The organism is Nonomuraea sp. NPDC049646 (assembly GCF_044465525.1).
GTDB lineage: Bacteria > Actinomycetota > Actinomycetes > Streptosporangiales > Streptosporangiaceae > Nonomuraea.
Window position 1 is genome coordinate 220,453 of sequence record NZ_JBITLU010000002.1, and the last position, 16,632, is coordinate 237,084.

Annotated in this window: 15 protein-coding genes; 6 read left to right on the top strand and 9 right to left on the bottom strand. The window is 73.5% G+C overall.

What is annotated here, in order from left to right:
* Positions 1-9 precede the first annotated feature (9 nt).
* From ACIBQ8_RS05815 to ACIBQ8_RS05825, 3 genes are all read right to left on the bottom strand, one after another.
* Positions 10-1,776 carry a SpoIIE family protein phosphatase gene (locus ACIBQ8_RS05815; protein ID WP_397191267.1) on the bottom strand — a complete coding sequence of 589 codons (1,767 nt, stop codon included), beginning with the start codon at positions 1,774-1,776 and terminating at the stop codon, positions 10-12.
* A 98-nt stretch (positions 1,777-1,874) separates the two neighbouring features.
* On the bottom strand, positions 1,875-2,969 hold the full coding sequence (locus ACIBQ8_RS05820; RefSeq protein ID WP_397191268.1) for a winged helix DNA-binding domain-containing protein: 1,095 nt from the start codon (positions 2,967-2,969) through the stop codon (positions 1,875-1,877).
* A 53-nt stretch (positions 2,970-3,022) separates the two neighbouring features.
* Complete coding sequence (locus ACIBQ8_RS05825; protein ID WP_397177751.1) at positions 3,023-3,436, bottom strand: VOC family protein; 414 nt, start codon at positions 3,434-3,436, stop codon at positions 3,023-3,025.
* 121 nt (positions 3,437-3,557) lie between these two features.
* Between ACIBQ8_RS05825 and ACIBQ8_RS05830 the strand changes: the two genes are divergently transcribed.
* Positions 3,558-4,532 (top strand): helix-turn-helix transcriptional regulator, encoded by a 975-nt coding sequence (locus ACIBQ8_RS05830; protein ID WP_397177752.1) that lies wholly within the window; start codon positions 3,558-3,560, stop codon positions 4,530-4,532.
* A gap of 6 nt (positions 4,533-4,538) precedes the next feature.
* Here the strand turns inward: ACIBQ8_RS05830 and sigJ are convergent, their stop codons facing one another.
* The 4 genes from sigJ to thrC form a co-directional block, all read right to left on the bottom strand.
* Positions 4,539-5,507 carry an RNA polymerase sigma factor SigJ gene (gene sigJ / locus ACIBQ8_RS05835; protein ID WP_397177753.1) on the bottom strand — a complete coding sequence of 323 codons (969 nt, stop codon included), beginning with the start codon at positions 5,505-5,507 and terminating at the stop codon, positions 4,539-4,541.
* An 83-nt stretch (positions 5,508-5,590) separates the two neighbouring features.
* The gene (locus ACIBQ8_RS05840; protein WP_397177754.1) at positions 5,591-6,334 is read right to left on the bottom strand and encodes an SDR family oxidoreductase; all 744 of its coding nucleotides are present in this window, start codon (positions 6,332-6,334) and stop codon (positions 5,591-5,593) included.
* Positions 6,335-6,440: 106 nt separating this feature from the next.
* The gene (locus ACIBQ8_RS05845) at positions 6,441-7,052 is read right to left on the bottom strand and encodes a GNAT family N-acetyltransferase (protein WP_397191269.1); all 612 of its coding nucleotides are present in this window, start codon (positions 7,050-7,052) and stop codon (positions 6,441-6,443) included.
* 173 nt (positions 7,053-7,225) lie between these two features.
* Positions 7,226-8,290 (bottom strand): threonine synthase, encoded by a 1,065-nt coding sequence (gene thrC / locus ACIBQ8_RS05850; protein ID WP_397191270.1) that lies wholly within the window; start codon positions 8,288-8,290, stop codon positions 7,226-7,228.
* Positions 8,291-8,355: 65 nt separating this feature from the next.
* Between thrC and ACIBQ8_RS05855 the strand changes: the two genes are divergently transcribed.
* The 5 genes from ACIBQ8_RS05855 to ACIBQ8_RS05875 all read left to right on the top strand — a co-directional run bounded on the left by ACIBQ8_RS05855 (position 8,356) and on the right by ACIBQ8_RS05875 (position 14,156).
* A complete protein-coding gene (locus ACIBQ8_RS05855) occupies positions 8,356-9,168 on the top strand; it encodes a MurR/RpiR family transcriptional regulator (RefSeq protein ID WP_397191271.1) in 813 nt (270 codons plus the stop codon).
* A 74-nt stretch (positions 9,169-9,242) separates the two neighbouring features.
* Entirely contained in the window at positions 9,243-9,869 is a 627-nt protein-coding gene (locus ACIBQ8_RS05860; RefSeq protein WP_397177758.1) for a TetR/AcrR family transcriptional regulator, read from the top strand.
* Positions 9,870-9,897: 28 nt separating this feature from the next.
* The gene (locus tag ACIBQ8_RS05865) at positions 9,898-11,268 is read left to right on the top strand and encodes a hypothetical protein (protein WP_397177759.1); all 1,371 of its coding nucleotides are present in this window, start codon (positions 9,898-9,900) and stop codon (positions 11,266-11,268) included.
* A gap of 165 nt (positions 11,269-11,433) precedes the next feature.
* On the top strand, positions 11,434-12,687 hold the full coding sequence (locus tag ACIBQ8_RS05870; protein ID WP_397177760.1) for an MFS transporter: 1,254 nt from the start codon (positions 11,434-11,436) through the stop codon (positions 12,685-12,687).
* Positions 12,684-14,156 carry an amidohydrolase family protein gene (locus ACIBQ8_RS05875; protein ID WP_397177761.1) on the top strand — a complete coding sequence of 491 codons (1,473 nt, stop codon included), beginning with the start codon at positions 12,684-12,686 and terminating at the stop codon, positions 14,154-14,156. Before ACIBQ8_RS05870 ends, ACIBQ8_RS05875 begins: the two co-directional genes overlap by 4 nt.
* On the opposite strand, the gene ACIBQ8_RS05880 is transcribed toward ACIBQ8_RS05875, so the two are convergent.
* Positions 14,146-14,745: a DinB family protein gene (locus ACIBQ8_RS05880; protein WP_397191272.1), complete on the bottom strand. Its 600-nt coding sequence runs from the start codon at positions 14,743-14,745 to the stop codon at positions 14,146-14,148. The genes ACIBQ8_RS05875 and ACIBQ8_RS05880 overlap by 11 nt on opposite strands.
* Positions 14,746-14,810: 65 nt before the next feature.
* Positions 14,811-16,628 (bottom strand): FtsX-like permease family protein, encoded by a 1,818-nt coding sequence (locus ACIBQ8_RS05885; RefSeq protein WP_397191273.1) that lies wholly within the window; start codon positions 16,626-16,628, stop codon positions 14,811-14,813.
* Positions 16,629-16,632: the final 4 nt, after the last annotated feature.

Genomic DNA, 16,632 nt, shown 5'->3' on the forward strand with positions numbered 1-16,632 from the left:
CGCCGGCCGTCAGAGCGCGGGCAGGATCCGCTCGCCGGCCGGCACGCCGCCGCGCAGTCCGTCCGGGGCGGTGACCCGGGGCGGCACGCGCAGCGTCAGCATGGCGACGTCGTCGTCGTTGTCCTCGGGCCGGACGCGCTCCAGCAGCATGTCGCCGAGCGCGTTCAGCGGGCGGTGGGTGTGGGAGGCGGCGTACCGGCTCAGGCGGGCCAGCCCCTCGTCCAGGGAATGCCCCGGGGACTCGATCAGCCCGTCGGTGTAGAGCACGAGCGTGGACTCCGGCGGCAGCTCCACGACGGCGTCCGAGCGCTCCCCGCGGATGCCGGTGCCCAGCAGCAGCCCCTGGCCCTCCTCCAGGAAGCGGGTACGGCCGTCGCGCTCCACCAGCAGCGGCGGCGGATGGCCCGCGTTGCTCCAGCACAGCAGCCAGCGGCCGTCGTCGGTGTGCTCCAGCCGGGCCAGGACGACGGTGGCCATGGTGGCCTGGGCCATGCGCACCACCGCGCGGTCGAGCCGGTCGAGGATGGCGCTGGGCTGGTCCTGCTCGGCGCCGGCGTAGGCGCGCAGCATGTTGCAGACCTGGGCCATCCCGGCGGCGGCCTCCAGGTCGTGGCCGACCACGTCGCCGATCACCAGGGCGGTGGCGCCGTCGGGCATGGTGAAGGCGTCGTACCAGTCGCCGCCGACCTGCGAGGCGCGGGGGGCGGGCACGTAGAGGGCGCTCATCTCCAGGCCGGGCACCGAGGGCAGGCGCGGCAGCAGGTGACGCTGCATGGTCTCGGCGACCCGGCGCTGCCGCTCGTACAGGCGGGCGTTGTCCAGGGCGAGGCCGGCGCGCCGGGCGATGTCCTCCACCAGCAGCAGGTCGGCGGTGGTGAACGCGCCGGGCCGCTCGGCGCGGCCGAGCGTCAGCGCCCCGACCACGTCGCGCACGCCGCGGATGGGCGCGATGCCCGCCGAGTGCATGCCGGTCCTGCGGAACAGCTCCTGCTGGAAGACGGCGATGCCGGAGTCGGGGGCGCCCTGGTAGGTCTGCGGCCCGGCCAGCGTCGCGGTGACCCCGCGCAACGCCCGCGACAGCGGCATCGGCGACTCCTCGGGGACCGCGGGCATCGGCCCCTCCAGGTCCTCGTGGTGCACCAGGACGCCGTCCTCGTGGTGGACGACGGCGGCGCGGGTGACGCCGCCGTGCTCGGTGAGCAGGTCCACCACCACCCAGTCGGCGAGCAGCGGCACCACCAGGCGGACGAGCTGGCGCAGCGTCTCGTCCACGTCGAGGCTGGCGGTGAGCGTCGTGGTGGTCTCCGCCAGCAGGGCCAGCCGGTCGAGCTCGGACATGGACGTCTCGTGCTCCGGCTCCGGGATCTGCGCGCCGGGCTCCTCGGCGTCGTGGAAGAGCACCAGCGCCCCGGTCCTGCCGTCGGCCAGCAGGCAGGGCGTGACCAGCCAGGAGGCCGGCAGCAGGGAGCCGTCGCCGCGCGCCAGCCATTCCCGCTCGCCCTGGGAGGTGCCGCCGGTGATGAGCGGGCGTCGCATCGCGCACCGGCTGCGCGGCAGCGTCTCGCCGCGCGGGCCGCGGTGGAGCAGGTCGTGGGCGTCGCCGCCGAGCAGTTCGGCGGCGGGACGGCGGAGCAGCGCCTCGGTGCGCGGGGCGACCTCGACGATCCGGCCCCGGTCGTCCACGACGTACCCGCCCGCGTGGGTCAGGTCGCGCAGCCCGCGGGGACGTCCGTCCTGCGGGCGGTGCGGCCCGGCGTCGTGGTCGGGCACGTTCATGGCGTCGGCTCCTCTCGTCCTCACCTCCTACCCGCCGGCCCGTCCGTCACCAGGAAGCCTGCGGTCCTGACAGTATGGCCGAGCTTATGAGGATGTATTCAGTCGCCGAGGATCCGGGTGCGGTCGCCGGCCCCGTCGGAGAGGAACGCCGCCAGAGCTCCTCCCTCCTCGCCGACGGCGGCGCGCTCGGCCGGGGAGAGGCCGCGCAGCGGCGTGACGAGGACGGTGTCGTCCTCGACGGTCCAGGTGGCCGAGACGCGGCCGTCCACCAGGACGGTCCGGGCGCCGGCGACCGACAGGCCGCGGTGTTCGCGGTCGATGATCCGGCCGCGGTCGTCGTAGCCGAGGATCGCGTTGTCGAACGCCGGCAGGAAGCGCACGGGAGCGGGCGTGCCGGGGTCCGGGCGCGGCGCGCCGGGCAGGTCCAGCAGCTCGCGGCCGCGCTCGTCCCGGAAGGCGACCAGTTCGTCGCGTGCCGCCGCCACGGCCTTGGGCAGGCCCGCCAGGCCGGACCAGGCCCGCAGGTCGGCCGTGGCGGCGGGGCCGTACGCCGCCAGGTAACGCCGTACGAGGGCCTGCCCCACGGGGTCGGAGCCGTCGGCGGACGGCGGGTCCACCTCCCGCCCCAGCCAGGACGACAGCGGCAGGTTGCGCACGCCCGCCCGCGTCCGCCACAGCCCGCGCGGCGGGAGCTGCGCCATCGGGACCAGCGCGGCGACCAGCATCTCGCCCAGCGCCCGCGGCCCCGGCCCGGGCCAGCGACCGGCCACCGCCCGCGCGAGCTGCGACATCGAGCGCGGCTCGCCGTCGGCCAGCACCGCCCGTCCGGCCGCCGCGAGCTCGTCGAGGTCCACCCCGGCCAGCTCGCGGCGGTAGACGCCGAGCACCCGCTGGCGCAGCATCGCGTCGTGCCGGGACCGCCAGGCCAGGACGTCGGCGGCGGTGACCAGGTGGACGGTTCGCCGCATCAGGTGGGTCCGCACCACGTCCCGGCCGGTCAGCAGGGCCGACAGCGCGGCCGGGTCGAAGGCGCGCAGCCGTGACCAGAGCCCGGTGAAGGGCTCCTGCGGCTCCTGCGCCTGCAGGCCGCACAGGTGCGCGACGGCGTCGAGGACCGGCAGGCCGGCGCGGTCGAGCAGCAACTGGCGGGCGAGCGTGGCCCGGTTGAGCGCCCTGGTGCTCAGAACGGTCATCTTCTCTTCCGGTGTTCGGGACGCGCCGTGACGGTCATCTCGTCTTTCCGGGTTCAGGACGCGCCGTGCTCGACGATCCAGGTCACCCCGAAGCGGTCGCGCACCATGCCGTGCAGCGGCACCCACTGCGCGGGCCCGAGCGGCCGGACGACGGTCGCGCCCGCGCCCAGCCCCTCCCAGTACTCCGTGGCCTCCTCGGCCGTGCCCGCCCCGAGCGAGACGAAGAACGCGTTCTCGCCCTGGTCCCAGGGCAGGTGGGCGGGCACGTCGTAGGCCATCACGCGGAAGCCGCCGGGCGCGGCCACCTGGCCCCACATCACCCGGTCGGCGTCGGCGGGGTCCTGGACGTTCCCGGCGTCCGCGTAGGTCACGGTGGTGACGTCCCCGCCGAACACCGAGCGGTAGAACGCGAGGGCAGCGGCGGCCTCGCCCCGGAAGTTCAGATGGATGACGACATTGGCAGACATGGCAGGCTCCTCGCCGGTTCGGTTCATGGTCACCGGGAGCCGTGCGGCTCCCGGTTGCGGTGCCCATGCTGGCGGAGGAAGCGGTCAGGTTGTGGCCTCTTCTTGCGGCACCATGGGAGACATGCAGAAGACCTCGGCACGCCTGCTGGCCCTGCTGTCGCTGCTCCAGATGCGCCGCGACTGGCCGGGGGCGCTGCTCGCCGAGCGGCTGGAGGTCAGCCCGCGCACCGTGCGCCGCGACGTCGACCGGCTGCGCGACCTCGGCTACCCCATCGCGGCGATCAAGGGCCCCGACGGGGGCTACCGGCTCGACGCGGGCAGCGAGCTGCCGCCGTTGCTGTTCGACGACGAGCAGGCCGTCGCCCTGGCGATCGCGCTCCAGATCGCCGCCACCGCCGGGGCGGGCATCGAGGAGGCCGCGGCGCGGGCGCTCACCACCGTCCGCCAGGTCATGCCCGCACGGCTGCGCCACCGGATCGACACCCTCCAGGTGACCGCCGTCGAGCGGGCGGGCGCACGGCCCGAGCCGCAGGTCGCCGGAGGGGTGCTCGTCGCGCTCAGCGCCGCCGTCCATGCCCGTGAGGTGTTGCGCTTCGACTACCCGGCGGAGGCGGACGGCGGCGGCGGCCTCCCGCCGCCCCGGCGGGTCGAGCCCCACCACCTCGTCACCTGGGGCGGGCGCTGGTATCTGGTCGCGTGGGACCTCGACCGCGCGGACTGGCGCACCTTCCGCGCCGACCGCGTCCGGCCGCGCACGCCCACCGGGCCGCGCTTCACCCCGCGCGAGCTGCCCGGCGGCGGGGTGGCCGCCTTCGTCACCGCGCGCTTCCGCGGCTCGGACGAAGCGGGCGACTGGCCCTGCCGCGGCGAGGTGATCCTCGCGCTGCCCGCGACGGTCGTGTCCCGTTACGTCCGGGACGGGCTCGTCGAGGAGGCGGGGCCGGACCGCTGCCGGGTCGTCATGGGGTCGTGGTCGTGGCTGGGGCTGGCGGCCGCGCTCGGCAGGTTCGACGCCGACATCGAGGTCGTCGGCCCCGCCGAGCTCAAGGACGCCTTCGCCCGGCTGGCCCGCCGCTACACCGCCGCCGCCTCCTGACGGGGCTCACTTCTCCGGGAGGCGGGCGACGTCGGAGACCGGGCCGAGATGGGCGAGCTTGTCCGGGTTGACCACCGAGTGGATCGACTGGATCACGCCGTCGGCGACGTCCAGCTCGACCACGCCCGCCACGCGTCCCCCGGCGTCGTACATGACCGCGCCGGGACGGCCGTTGACCCAGGCCGTCCGTACCGTGACGCCGAGCGCGCGGACCCGGCGCAGCCCCGCGACCAGCATCTTGACCACGCGGGGCGCCCCGGCCGCCGGTCTGGCCATCGCCTGGGCCTTGCCGCCGCCGTCCCCGTGCAGGACCACGTCGGGCGCGAGCATGCCGAGCAGCGCGTCCAGGTCGCCGCCGGAGGCCGCGTCGAAGAACCTGCGGGCCAGCTCCTCGCCCGCCGCCCGCCGCGCCTGGGTCGGCGCGTGGGCCGGCGCGCTGTCCCGGGACGGCCGGCCTGCGGCGATGCGCTGCCTGGCGCGGGTGAGGATCTGCCGGCAGTTCACCTCGGTCCTGCCGGTGATCCGGGCGACGTCCTGGTAGCCGTACCCGAAGACCTCGCGCAGCATCAGCACCGCCCGTTCCACCGGCGACAGGGACTCCAGCAGCACGAGGAACGCCATCGACAACGAGTCGGCCAGCTCGGCGTGCTCGGCCGGCCCCGGCTCGCCGGGCTGCGCCACGACCGGCTCGGGCAGCCATTCGCCCACGTACGTCTCCCGTCGCACCCGCGCCGAGCGCAGGTGGTCGATGCCCAGCCGCGTCACGGCGGTCGTCAGGTACGCCTTCGGCTCGCTGATCACGGTGCCCGCGTTGCGCGCCCTGGTCAGGCCGAGGAACGCGTCCTGCACGATGTCCTCGGCGTCGCCCACGGAACCGGTCATCCCGTAGGCGATGGAGAACAGCAGCGGCCGGTAACCGGTCACGTCCGCCTGCGGCAGGGGATCGGTCTCGTCGGCTGCTGTGCCGCGGCTCATCTGCTCGGCCTTCCCGTCCGGCGGTGCTTGCGTACGACGCCCAGCAGGGTAGCCGGACGGGCGGGTCGGGTGGCGCACGGAGGTCACCACGCGATCGGGCCGAGGCGGTCGACGAAGACGCCGGTGGGGCCGTCGGGGCCGAGGGTCGCGAGCCGGACGATCGAGTCCGTGCCCTCGGTGACCGTCAGCAGGCCGGTGTGGCGGTTCATGTCGGTGGCGGCGAACTTGTGGTTGGCGGTCTCGCCGGGGGTGGCGACGTTGAACTTGATGTGCGGGAGCGCGTGGGCGTACCGAACGGTGATCATGTTCAGGGCCGCCTTGGAGGAGCTGTAGGCGAGCTCGTGCATCTTCGAGACGGGCTGGTCGGGGTCGGTGATGACGGCGAAGGAGCCGCCGCCGCTGGACACCATCACCACCCGCGGGTGCTCGGCGGCCTGGAGCAGCGGCAGGAAGGCGTGGGTGACCCTGACCGGGCCGTAGACGTTGGTGTCGTAGACCGCGTGGATCTCCCCGGCGGTGGCGTCCGCGGGCGGGACGGCGTTCCCCGGCGCGCCGGCGTTGTTGACCAGCACGTCCAGGTGGTCGGTGTGCTCGCGGACGAGCCGCGCGGCCTTGTCCACCGACGCGTCGGAGGTCACGTCCAGGGGGATCATGATCACGTCGATGCCGTCCTCGGCCAGCCGGGCGGCGGCCGCCTGACCGCGGGCCTCGTCGCGGGAGCCGAGGAAGATCGTCCAGCCGAGCGCGCCGAGACGGCGGGCGGCTTCGAGGCCGAGCCCCTTGTTGGCTCCGGTGATCAGCGCGGTGGTGCGTTCCGTGTTCGTCATGCGCTCTGAGACGGAACCCCCTACGCGTCTGTGACACTTTGTGAGCGACGTCACAACGGGCCGGTCCATCCGCCTGGTGGGCGGCGGTCGCGCTTGGGCGAAGGCGTCACCGGCCTGGAAGCGGAGTCAGGTCCAGGATCATGTCGAACGACTGTGCGCCGTCACTCCCGGTGAAGGAGCCGACCAGCCGGAAGCCGTGCTTGTCGTAGTAGCGAAGGGCGCGTGGGTTGTCGGCGAGAACGCCGCCGAACAGGATGACTCTCGTCTTGCCGAACTGCCGGGCGACGTCCGCGACGAGCGGGAAGATCTGCGTTCCCACCCCTCTCCCTTGGTGGTCGTCGGACAGGGTCAGCCCGAAGCGGCAGTCCGTCGCCGCCAGGGGGATGCCGGCCTTCTGGTAGCGGGCGATGTCCGCCGGGTGGAGGTCGAGGCTGAATTCGACGAGTCCGACGATCCTGCCGGACAGCACGTCCTCAAGCACCAGCCTGAGCTTGTCGTAGCGCGCGATCGCGTCACACAGCTTCCTGGCGGCCTTGAGGTCGTGCCCGTCGAAGGTGCTCAGTCGCCTCGTTGCGGCCGACAGCCCGTCCAGGAAGGCTGCAAGACCCTCCGCGTCGGCGTGCGTGAGCGGTCGGAAGACGACGTCCGAACCGTCCTTCAGGTTCAGGCGACGCGTCAGGACGAGCGGGTCTTCGGCGACCGCAGCGAGAGTGAGCACTTCGGCAATCCTTCCCCGCAGACTGTGGCGGCCCGAGCCTACTGGGGGTGGACGTGCCAGAAGATCGCCCGCTCAGCCCAGGACGGCACGTCGACCCCTCGAAGATCGTCCCCCCGCCCGGAGCGCGCAGACCGGGCCGAGGAGGCGGAGGGCGCGAGGGGCGTCGGAGCTGGTCAGGCGGCCAGGCCGAGGGCGTGGGCCACGTCGGAGGTGGCCGCGGAGGTCTCGGTGGCGGTGTAGCCGCCGCGCAGCGAGGCGTCCTGGTCCTTCAGGCCGTTGCCGCTGAGGGTGATCACGATGCGCTGACCCGGCGGCAGGTTGCCCCTGGCGTGCTGGTCGAGCAGGCCGGCGATCCCGGCGGCCGACGCGGGCTCGGCGAAGACGCCGTCGCGCCGGGCGACCAGCTCGTACGCCTCGAAGATCTGCGCGTCGGTCACCGCGGCGATCAGCCCGCCGGACCGGTCGCGGGCGTCGAGGGCGCCGTCCCAGGTGGCCGGGCTGCCGATGCGGATCGCGCTCGCCGCGGTCTCGGGCTCGGCGACGGGCGCGCCGTGGACGAGCGGCGCCGCCCCGGCCGCCTGGAAGCCCCACATGCGCGGCGACCGCGTGGACAGGCCCTCCTGCTGGTAGACGCGGTAGCCGCCCCAGGTGGCGGTGATGTTGCCGCCGTTGCCGACCGGCAGGCAGTGGATGTCGGGCGCGTCGCCGAGCGCGTCGACGATCTCGTACGCGACCGTGCGCTGCCCGGCCAGCCGCAGCTCGTTGCCGACGGAGTTGACCAGCGCGATCGGGTGGTGGTCGGCGAGCTCGCGGGCCACGCGCAGGCAGTCGTCGAACGTGCCGTCGATCTCGACGACGCGTGCCCCGTAACGGACCGCCTGGCCCAGCTTGGCGAGCGCGACCCGGCCCCTCGGCACGAGCACGGCGGCCGTCAGCCCGGCGCGCGCGGCGTAGGCGGCGGCCGAGGCGCTGGTGTTGCCGGTGGAGGCGCACACGGCCAGCTCGGCCCCGGCCTCGGCGGCCCTGCTGATCGCCACGGTCATCCCGCGGTCCTTGAACGATCCCGTCGGGTTGGCGCCCTCGACCTTCAGCCAGACCTCGCAGCCGGTCAGCGCCGACAGGTGCGCCGAGCGCAGCAGCGGCGTGTTGCCCTCGTTGAGCGAGACGGAGGGGGTGCCGGGGGTGACCGGCAGCCAGCGCCGGTAGCCGCTGTCGATCAGTCCGTTCCAGGTACTCATACCGGCGACCGTAACATTCGTTTCGCCAATCACGCCAACAGGGGAGTGATGTAACATTCGTCAGCATGGATGAGGATCCGGTCGCGAGCCGGCTCGGCGCGGTCTACCCCGATCTGCCGCCCGGTGAGCGGGCCGTCGTTCGGGTGCTGCTCGACGACTACCCCTTCGCCGCGCTCGGCTCGCTGCGCGCGCTCGCCGAGCGGGCCGGGGTCAGCCCGCCGACCGCCTCCCGCCTGTTCGACCGGCTCGGGTACGCGGGGTTCGCCGGGTTCCAGGCCGCCGTGCGCGACGGGGCCCGCGACCGGTCGCGCCTGCGCGAGTTCGTCGCCAGGTCCCCCGGCGCGCAGCGGGCCGCCGAAGACCTGCGCGCCGGGCTGGACAGCACCCTCGACGCCGTCACCGAGCCCCTGCTCGACGCCGTCGGCGACCTGCTGGCGGGCGCCGCGTCGGTGTGGGCGCTCGGCGGGCCGATCAGCGAGCTGGCCGCCGAATACCTGATCAGGCAGCTCGCCGGGCTGCGTCCGGGGGCGCACCGGGTGCCCGACTCGGCGTCCGCGCGCGCCCGTACGCTGCTCGACCTCGGCGCTTCGGCGGCCGTGGTGGCCTACGACTTCCGGCGCTATTCCCCCGCCACGGCCCGCTTCGCCGAGGCCGCGTGCGCGCGCGGCGCGCGGCTCGCGCTGGTCACCGACGCCTGGGAGTCGCCGCTCGCGGCGCGGGCGGAGGTGCTGATCAGGCTGCCGCGCGAGGCCGCCGGGCCGATCGCGCCGCTGGCGCACCAGATCGCCGTCACCGAGCTGCTGCTGGTCGCCGCGGCCGCCCGCCTCGACCCCGCCGGACGCCTGGCCGACCTCGACGCCCTCACCGAGACGTTGTAGCCGCCTGGAGAGGCGGTGCCCTGCCGCAAAACTTCCAGTTGCTAGAAATTTCCAGCGAGAGTAGCTTTGCTCACATGCAGGAGTCGCGGCGGGAGCGGAAGAAGCGGGAGACCCGGCAGCACATCGTCTCGGCGGCCCTCGCCCTGTTCGAGGAGCAGGGCTACGAGCAGACCACAGTGACGCAGATCGCCGCGGCGGCCGACGTCGATCCCAAGACGTTCTTCAACTACTTCCGCACCAAGGACGAAGTGCTCTTCGTCGACATGGAACGGGACTTCGACGTGCTGGTCGGAGCCATCGCGGACCGCCACCCGGAGGAGGGCCCCGGCGAGGTGCTGGCCAGGGCGGTCGAGCGGTACGCCGCCCACCGCCGGCCCAAGATCCCCGCCAAGGAGGCCGCGGAGCTGTCCGGCGTCACCCGGCTGGCCCTGACCACGCCGGCGCTCCAGGCCAAGGGGCTCTACCTGATGCTCGACCTCCAGCAGCGCGTCGCGGCCGAGCTGCTGAAGGCGTTCCCCGGCCTCGACCCGATCACCGCGGCCGCGATGGTCGGGGCCCTGATGGGCGCCATCCAGCAGGCGGGGCTGGCCAGCGTCCAGCTCGGCCGGTCCCAGGAGGAGCTGTGGGAGGCCGCGCGGCACGGCGTCGAGATCGCCATGCGCGGCCTGCGCTCGGTGCCGCCGCCCGTCCCGAACCTTTGACGCATCACCGCAGACAGGAGCGACGATCATGGGGGACAGCGTCCGGCGGCTCGCCCGCGACATGCGGCGCGCCGTACGGGAAGGCCCGGAGGCGATCGCGCGGCGGCGACGGGCCCGCCTGGCCGAGCTGGTGGCCCACGCCCGCGCGCACTCGCCCTTCTACCGCGAGCTCTACCGCGACCTGCCGGACGGGGCCGACGACCCGGAGCTGCTCCCGGTCACCGACAAGAAGACGCTGATGGCCCGCTTCGACGACTGGGGCACCGACCGTGAGGTGACCCGCGAGCGGGTCGAGGCGTTCGTGGCCGATCCCGATCTCGTGGGCCACCGGTTCCTCGGCCGCTACCTCGTCACCACGACCACCGGCACCAGCGGGCAACGCGGCCTGTTCGTGCAGGACGACCGGTGCCTGGCCGTGCACACCGCCACCGGGTTGCGCACCGGAGCCGGGCTGTCGGCCCGCGACGTCCTGCGCACCCTGGCCCGCGCCGGCCGCACCGCCATCGTGACGGCGCCCCGGGGCCACTTCGCCACCCTCGCCGGGCCGGCGCGGGCCGCCCTGGAACGGCCGTGGCTCCGCCGGTTGATGCGGGTCATCCCGACCGACCAGCCGATGGAGAAGATGGTCGACGAGCTCAACCGGTTCGATCCGGCCAGCGTCGCCGGTTTCGTCGGGCTGCTCACGTTGCTGGCGGGAGAGCAGGAGGCCGGCCGGTTGCGCATCCGCCCGGCGCTCGTCATCCCCGGCGGCGAGACGCTGAGCCCGCAGACCAGGGAACGCCTGGCCGCCGCGTTCGGGGCGAAGGTCCGCGCCGCCTACGCGTGCGGCGAGTGCGGCTTCCTCACCGCCGGCTGCCGGGAGGGCTGGTACCACGTCAACAGCGACTGGGTCGTCCTGGAGCCGGTGGACGCCGATCATCGGCCGGTGCCCCCGGGGCGGCTCTCGCACACCGTCCTGATCAGCAATCTCGCCAACCGGGTGCAGCCGATCCTGCGCTACGACCTTGGTGACAGCGTCCTGGTCCGCCCCGACCCGTGCCCGTGCGGCAACCCGCTCCCGGCCGTCCAGGTCCAGGGGCGCGCGGCCGACCTGCTCACCTTTCCCGCCGAGCGCGGCGAACGCGTCGAGATCTCGCCCATGTCCTTCAGCACCGCGCTTGCCGTTCCCGGCATGGAGCAGTTCCAGCTCGTCCAGACCGCGCCCACCGTCCTGCGGGTACGCCTGCGGGCCGCGGGCGGCGCCGACGCGGACCGCGTCTGGGAGGCCGCCCGCGACCGGACCCTCCACCTGCTGACCGAGCACAAAGCCGGTCACGTGACGATCGAGCGCGCCGAGGAGCCGCCGGAGCAGTCGGCCGGCGGCAAGTACCGCAAGATCATTGCGCTGCCGCACCCCTGACGAGCTCCGGCCTCCGCCCGTCTTCGCCCTTCGAGCCGCAGCGGCGGGTCGATCTTGGTGCAATTGCACCGCCGGCGGCCCCGACTTCATGTTCCTGCACGAAGCACTCGCAGGTGACGTGATGGAGGGTTGCTGGAACGTTGATCTACCTCCGGAGGCCTGTGAATGAGACTTGCCGAAGGCACGTCCACCTTGGCGCCCGCGCACATACGTAAAACGGCTGCCGTCACCGTCGGCCTGCTCATGGGCGTCTGGGTGATCGACTACGTCGATCGGGTGATGATGGCCGTCGCGTTGCCGTTCATCGGCGAGGAGTTCGCGCTCACCAAGACCGAGCAAGGCTGGCTGATCACCGCCTTCTCCCTGGTCTACCTGCTGTGCCAGGTGCCGGGTGGCATCCTCGCCGACAAGTTCGGCGCCCGCCGCCAGCTCATGGTCTCCCTGCTGCTCTGGTCGGTCTTCACCGCCCTCACCGGCGTCGCCTGGGGTCTGGCGTCCCTCCTCGTCATCCGTGCTCTCTTCGGCGTCGGTCAGGGCCTCTTTCCCGGCGCGTCCTTCAAGGCCGTCGCGGAACGCACCACCCCTGCCGTCCGCGCCACCGCCGCCGGGGCCATGCTCGCCTCCAACCAGCTCGGCGCCGGCGTCGCCCCGCTCATCGTCGCGCCGCTCATCCTCGCCCTCGGCTGGCGCCACACCTTCTGGGTCACCGCCGCCGCCGGCGTCGTCATCGGCGTCCTGCTCTGGAAGCTGCTGCCCAAGGCGCTGCCCGCCCACCTCAACGGCTCCGACGTCGTTCAGGAGAAGGGGACCAGCCTCGGCACTGTCATGCGCTCGCCGTCGGTCTGGAAGTTCGCCGCCCTCTTCTGCACCACCAACATGCTCGGCTACGGCCTGATCACCTGGGTGCCCAGCTACCTGCTGGAGGAGCGCGGCATCTCCCTCATCAACACCGGTGTCATGTCCGCCATCCCCGGCCTGGTCTCGTGCGCGACCGCCTTCCTCGGCGGCTGGCTGTTCGACCGCTTCTTCCACGACAGGGCCCGGCTCTACGTCATTCCCCTGCTCCTGGTCACCGCCGTGCTCCTGGTGCTCATGCTGATGGCCGACTCCGCCGTCGGGTTCACCGTCTACCAGACCCTCGCCATGGGCGTGGCGGGCCTTTCCACGATGGGCATCCTCGGCATGCCCGTGCGCGCCCTGCCGCCCGCCTTCATCGGATCCGGCATGGGCGTCGTCAACGTCGGCGGCCAGATCGCCGGCGTCCTCGCGCCCGTCCTCATGGGCTTCCTGGTCGACAAGTTCTCCTACACCGCGGCCTTCGGCCTGCTCATCGCCACAACCGTCCTCGGCGCGCTGATCGCGTTGATCGTGCCCCAGCGCCCTGAGCAGTTCAGCCTCGGAACGAAGGAGCTCGCGTGACGACATACGATCTGGTCCTCACCCGCGGCCGGGTCATCGACCCCGAGACCGGCCTGGACGCCGTACGCGACGTCGGCGTCAACGGCGGGGTCATCCAGGCCGTCTCCGACCAGCCGCTCGACGGCGTCACCACCGTCGACGCGACCGGCCTGGTCGTCAGTCCCGGCTTCATCGACCTGCACAGCCACAGCACGGACGTCGCCGGCCACCGCCTCCAGGCGCTCGACGGCGTCACCACCGTCCTGGAACTCGAAGCCGGCGCCTACCCGGTCGCCGCCGCCTACCGCAGGGCCGAGACCGAGGGCAGGCCCCTCAACTACGGCTTCGCCACCTCCTGGGCCGTGGCCCGCATGTCCGTCCTCCTCGGCCTTGACACCAGCGGCGACCTGAGCGACGACTTCCTCGCCAACATCGGCCGCGAGGAATGGCAGCGCGCCGCTCCGCGACATGTCGTCGACCGGATCGTCGGCATGCTGGAGCGCGACCTCGGCGACGGCGCGCTCGGCATCGGCATCCTCGTCGGCTACGCGCCCCGGGTCGATCCCTCGGAATACCTCGCCGTCGCCGCCCTCGCCGCCCGCGCCGGGCTGCCCACCTACACCCACGCCCGCGAACTTGTCGAGATGGATCCCACCACCCCCGTCGACGGCGCCGAGGAGGTCGTCCGCGCCGCCGCCGAGACCGGCGCGCACATGCACTACTGCCACGTCAACAGCACCTCCATCCGCCATGTCGACCGCGTGCTCGGCCTGGTGGAGAAGGTTCGCGCCGAAGGCTCGCGCGTCACCACCGAGGCTTATCCCTACGGCGCGGGCATGACGGGCGTCGGCGCGGCCTTCCTCGCCCCTGAGCTCCTTCACCGGCGCGGGCTGACCCCGCACTCCATCGGCCTGCTCGGCGCCGAGGGCCGCATCCCCGACGCCGACACCCTGCGTCGAATCCGCGAGAGCGAACCCGGCTCGGCGGCTTTCGTCCACCTGCTCGACGAGGATGACCCCGCCCAGTTCGACTACATCCAGCGGGCCCTCGCCTTCACCGACGCCGCCGTCGCCACCGACGCCGTCCCCCTCCTGTGGCGCTCGGGGGCGCCCGACCCGTTGTCCTGGCCGCTCGGGCGCGACGCCGTCACCCACCCCCGTACGGCCGGCACCTACGGCCGCACGCTGCGCAGGCTCGTCCGGGAGAACGGTGTCCTGTCGCTGCCCGAGGCCGTGCGCCGGTGCACGCTCGTCCCCGCCGACGTGGTGGGCTCGGGCGTCCCGGCGATGCGGCGCAAGGGCCGCGTCCAGGTGGGCTGCGACGCCGACCTGACCGTTTTCGCCCCCGAGACCGTCAGCGACCGTGCCACCTACACCGAGACGGTCAGGCATTCCTCCGGGTTCGTGCACGTCCTTGTGGGCGGCCGGTTCGTGGTCCGCGACGAGCAGCTACTGCCGACCGCGCTGCCCGGGCGCGCTGTCAGGGCCTGACGCCCTGGTCGGGGCGGGCCGCCCTGGCGGCCTGCTCGATCCTCGCGCAGTAGGCTGCGCGGGCTTCCTCGTCGATCTGCCCCTCGTGCTCGACGCGCAACCCGGTCCGGCCGTCGAGTCCTTCGCGCAGGATGTCGGCGTGCCCGGCATGCCGGGAGGACTCGACGAGGACGTGGACCATGATGGCGAACAGGTTCGTGTGCCAGGCCGGCGTCGACTCCGGCCACCACGGCACGCGGCCGGGGGCGTCGAGGGGCAGCTCGTTGATCGTCGCGTCCGAGTGTTCCCAGGCGCGCCGGTAGAACCCGATGATCTGTTCGCGGGTCTCGTCCTCGGTCGCCCACAGATCGCTGCCGTCGGAGTCCTGCCACCGGGGCAGGGGTTCTGGGAACGGGCGGTCGAAGACCTCGCCGAAGTACCTGGCCTCGGCGGTGGCCAGGTGTTTGACCAGGCCGAGGAGGTTGGTCCCGGTCGCTGTCAGCGGTCGGCGGGCGTCGTACTCGGACAAGCCGTCGAGCTTCCAGAGCAGCGCCTTGCGGTCCCGCCGCAGCCTCTCGTGCAGGTTGTCTTTCGCGAATCCATCGATCATGGGTCACGATCCTGTCAAACCGCGCGGACCTCCTTGGCATCGCCGGGCTTGCCGCGGTGGTCGGGTCAGAGAGTCGCGGTCACGGGACGGCGTCCGCCGAGGTGGGCGGGAACGGAGGTGAGCGCCGCCACCACGAGCGCGGTTGCCGGCACGAGGACGATCAGCTGCCAGGACGGGGGAAGCGAGACCTTGTCGCCGTCGCCGCCGGTGATCGCGTTGATCGCGGCGAACAGCAGGAACCCGCCCGGGAAGACCCCCAGGACGGCGCCCAGGAGCGCGGGCAGGACCTGCGCCGTGGCCAGGGCGGCGGTCACCGCCCGGGGGGTCGCGCCGAGGGCGCGGGCCAGCGCCGACGCATGCCGGTTGTCGACCACCGTCGCCCAGGTGATGACGACGGCGTTCACCGCCGCCAGGCAGAGCAGGACGACCGTCCAGACGAGCAGCACGTGCCGCAGCACCGCCACCTGCGCTTCGGTGTATGCGCCGGCGGCTGGCTGGTCGCCGAGGAAGGCGTTGAGCACCAGCAGGACGTACAGGCCGCTGACCGTGACCGCGACGCTTGCCACGCCGAGCACGACCCGTCGCGGCCGGCGGGCGGCGACCCGCAGAGCGAGCAGCAGCGGAACGGGCAGCCACGTCGAGAGACCGATCAGCCACCCGGTACGGCGGGGCGGGCGTGCCGCGTCGGCCAGCGCACCGACGGTGCTGGAGCGGGCCGCGCGCCAGGCCGGCACGGCGGTCGCCACGACCGCGACGCCGAGTGCCACGGCGGTCACCAGAGCGATCGTGGACCAGGTCAACGACGCGACCCCCGCGCTGCCGACGAGACCGGCGCCGGACTCGGTGAGCAGCGGAGCGGTCAGCGCTCCGATCGTCAGCCCGGCCGTGGCCGCGACGACGGCCACCAGGAGGTACTCCGCGAGGAGCACCGCAGCGACCAGGCCCGGCGTGCCGCCGACCGCCTTGAGCAACCCGATACGCCGGGTCTGATCGGCCATCCGCCCGTGGACCAGCACCGAAAGGCTGGCCACCGCGAGCAGGCCGAGCAGCCAGGCGCCGATCAGCAGCAGGATCTGCGAGTCCCGGGCCAGGTCGGTGGCGTCGGCGAGAATGCTCTCCCAGGTCTGCATGGTCATGGCGCCGCCGGCCCGGTCGACGAACGCCTGCGCTTCGTCCGGGTCGGCCAGCTTCAGGTTCATCACGTAGGACAGGGAGCCCCGGTCCGGGGCGAGGCTCCGCGCATCCGCCCGGGTGAGCCAGACCAGCCCGGGATTGTGCAGCAACCCCGCCGGCAGGTCCCGGTCGTCGGGGACGGCGCCGTTGACGCAGCCGGCCGAGACGATGCAGGACGCTCCGGGATAGGGCGGCATGGCGGCGGTGACCGCGACGCCGACGACCCTGAACGACCTACCACCCAGGGTGACCGGGTCGCTGACGCCCACACCGAGCGAGTCGGCGAAGGCGGCTTCGAGCACCACGCCGCCGTCGCTGACCCAACTGCCCCGGGTCACCTCGGGCTGATCGACCGCCGCGGCGGCGGCGTCGCGCCCCATGGCCTGGACGTCCGACGTCCGGCCGGACGCCTTGAGCGTCCCCGCGATGACGGGGTACGGTCCGCTGTGCTCGGTGACGCCGGAGGCGGCGGCCAGTTCGCCGAGCTCCGCGAGGTCGCCGGCCTGGCCGGCGGCGGCGACCACCACGTCAGGTCCGTCGGTCGCCGACCGGGTGCTCCGGTACGGGTCGGCGGCCGCGTCGCGCAGGACGAGCCCGAGCGTCAGCGTCGTGGTGGCGGCCAGGACGGCGAGCAGCAGCAGCGCGGCCTCGGTGCGGCGACGCCGGAGGTCTCGCAGGGCCAGGCGGACCACGAGGACGATGTGGCTCATGGCG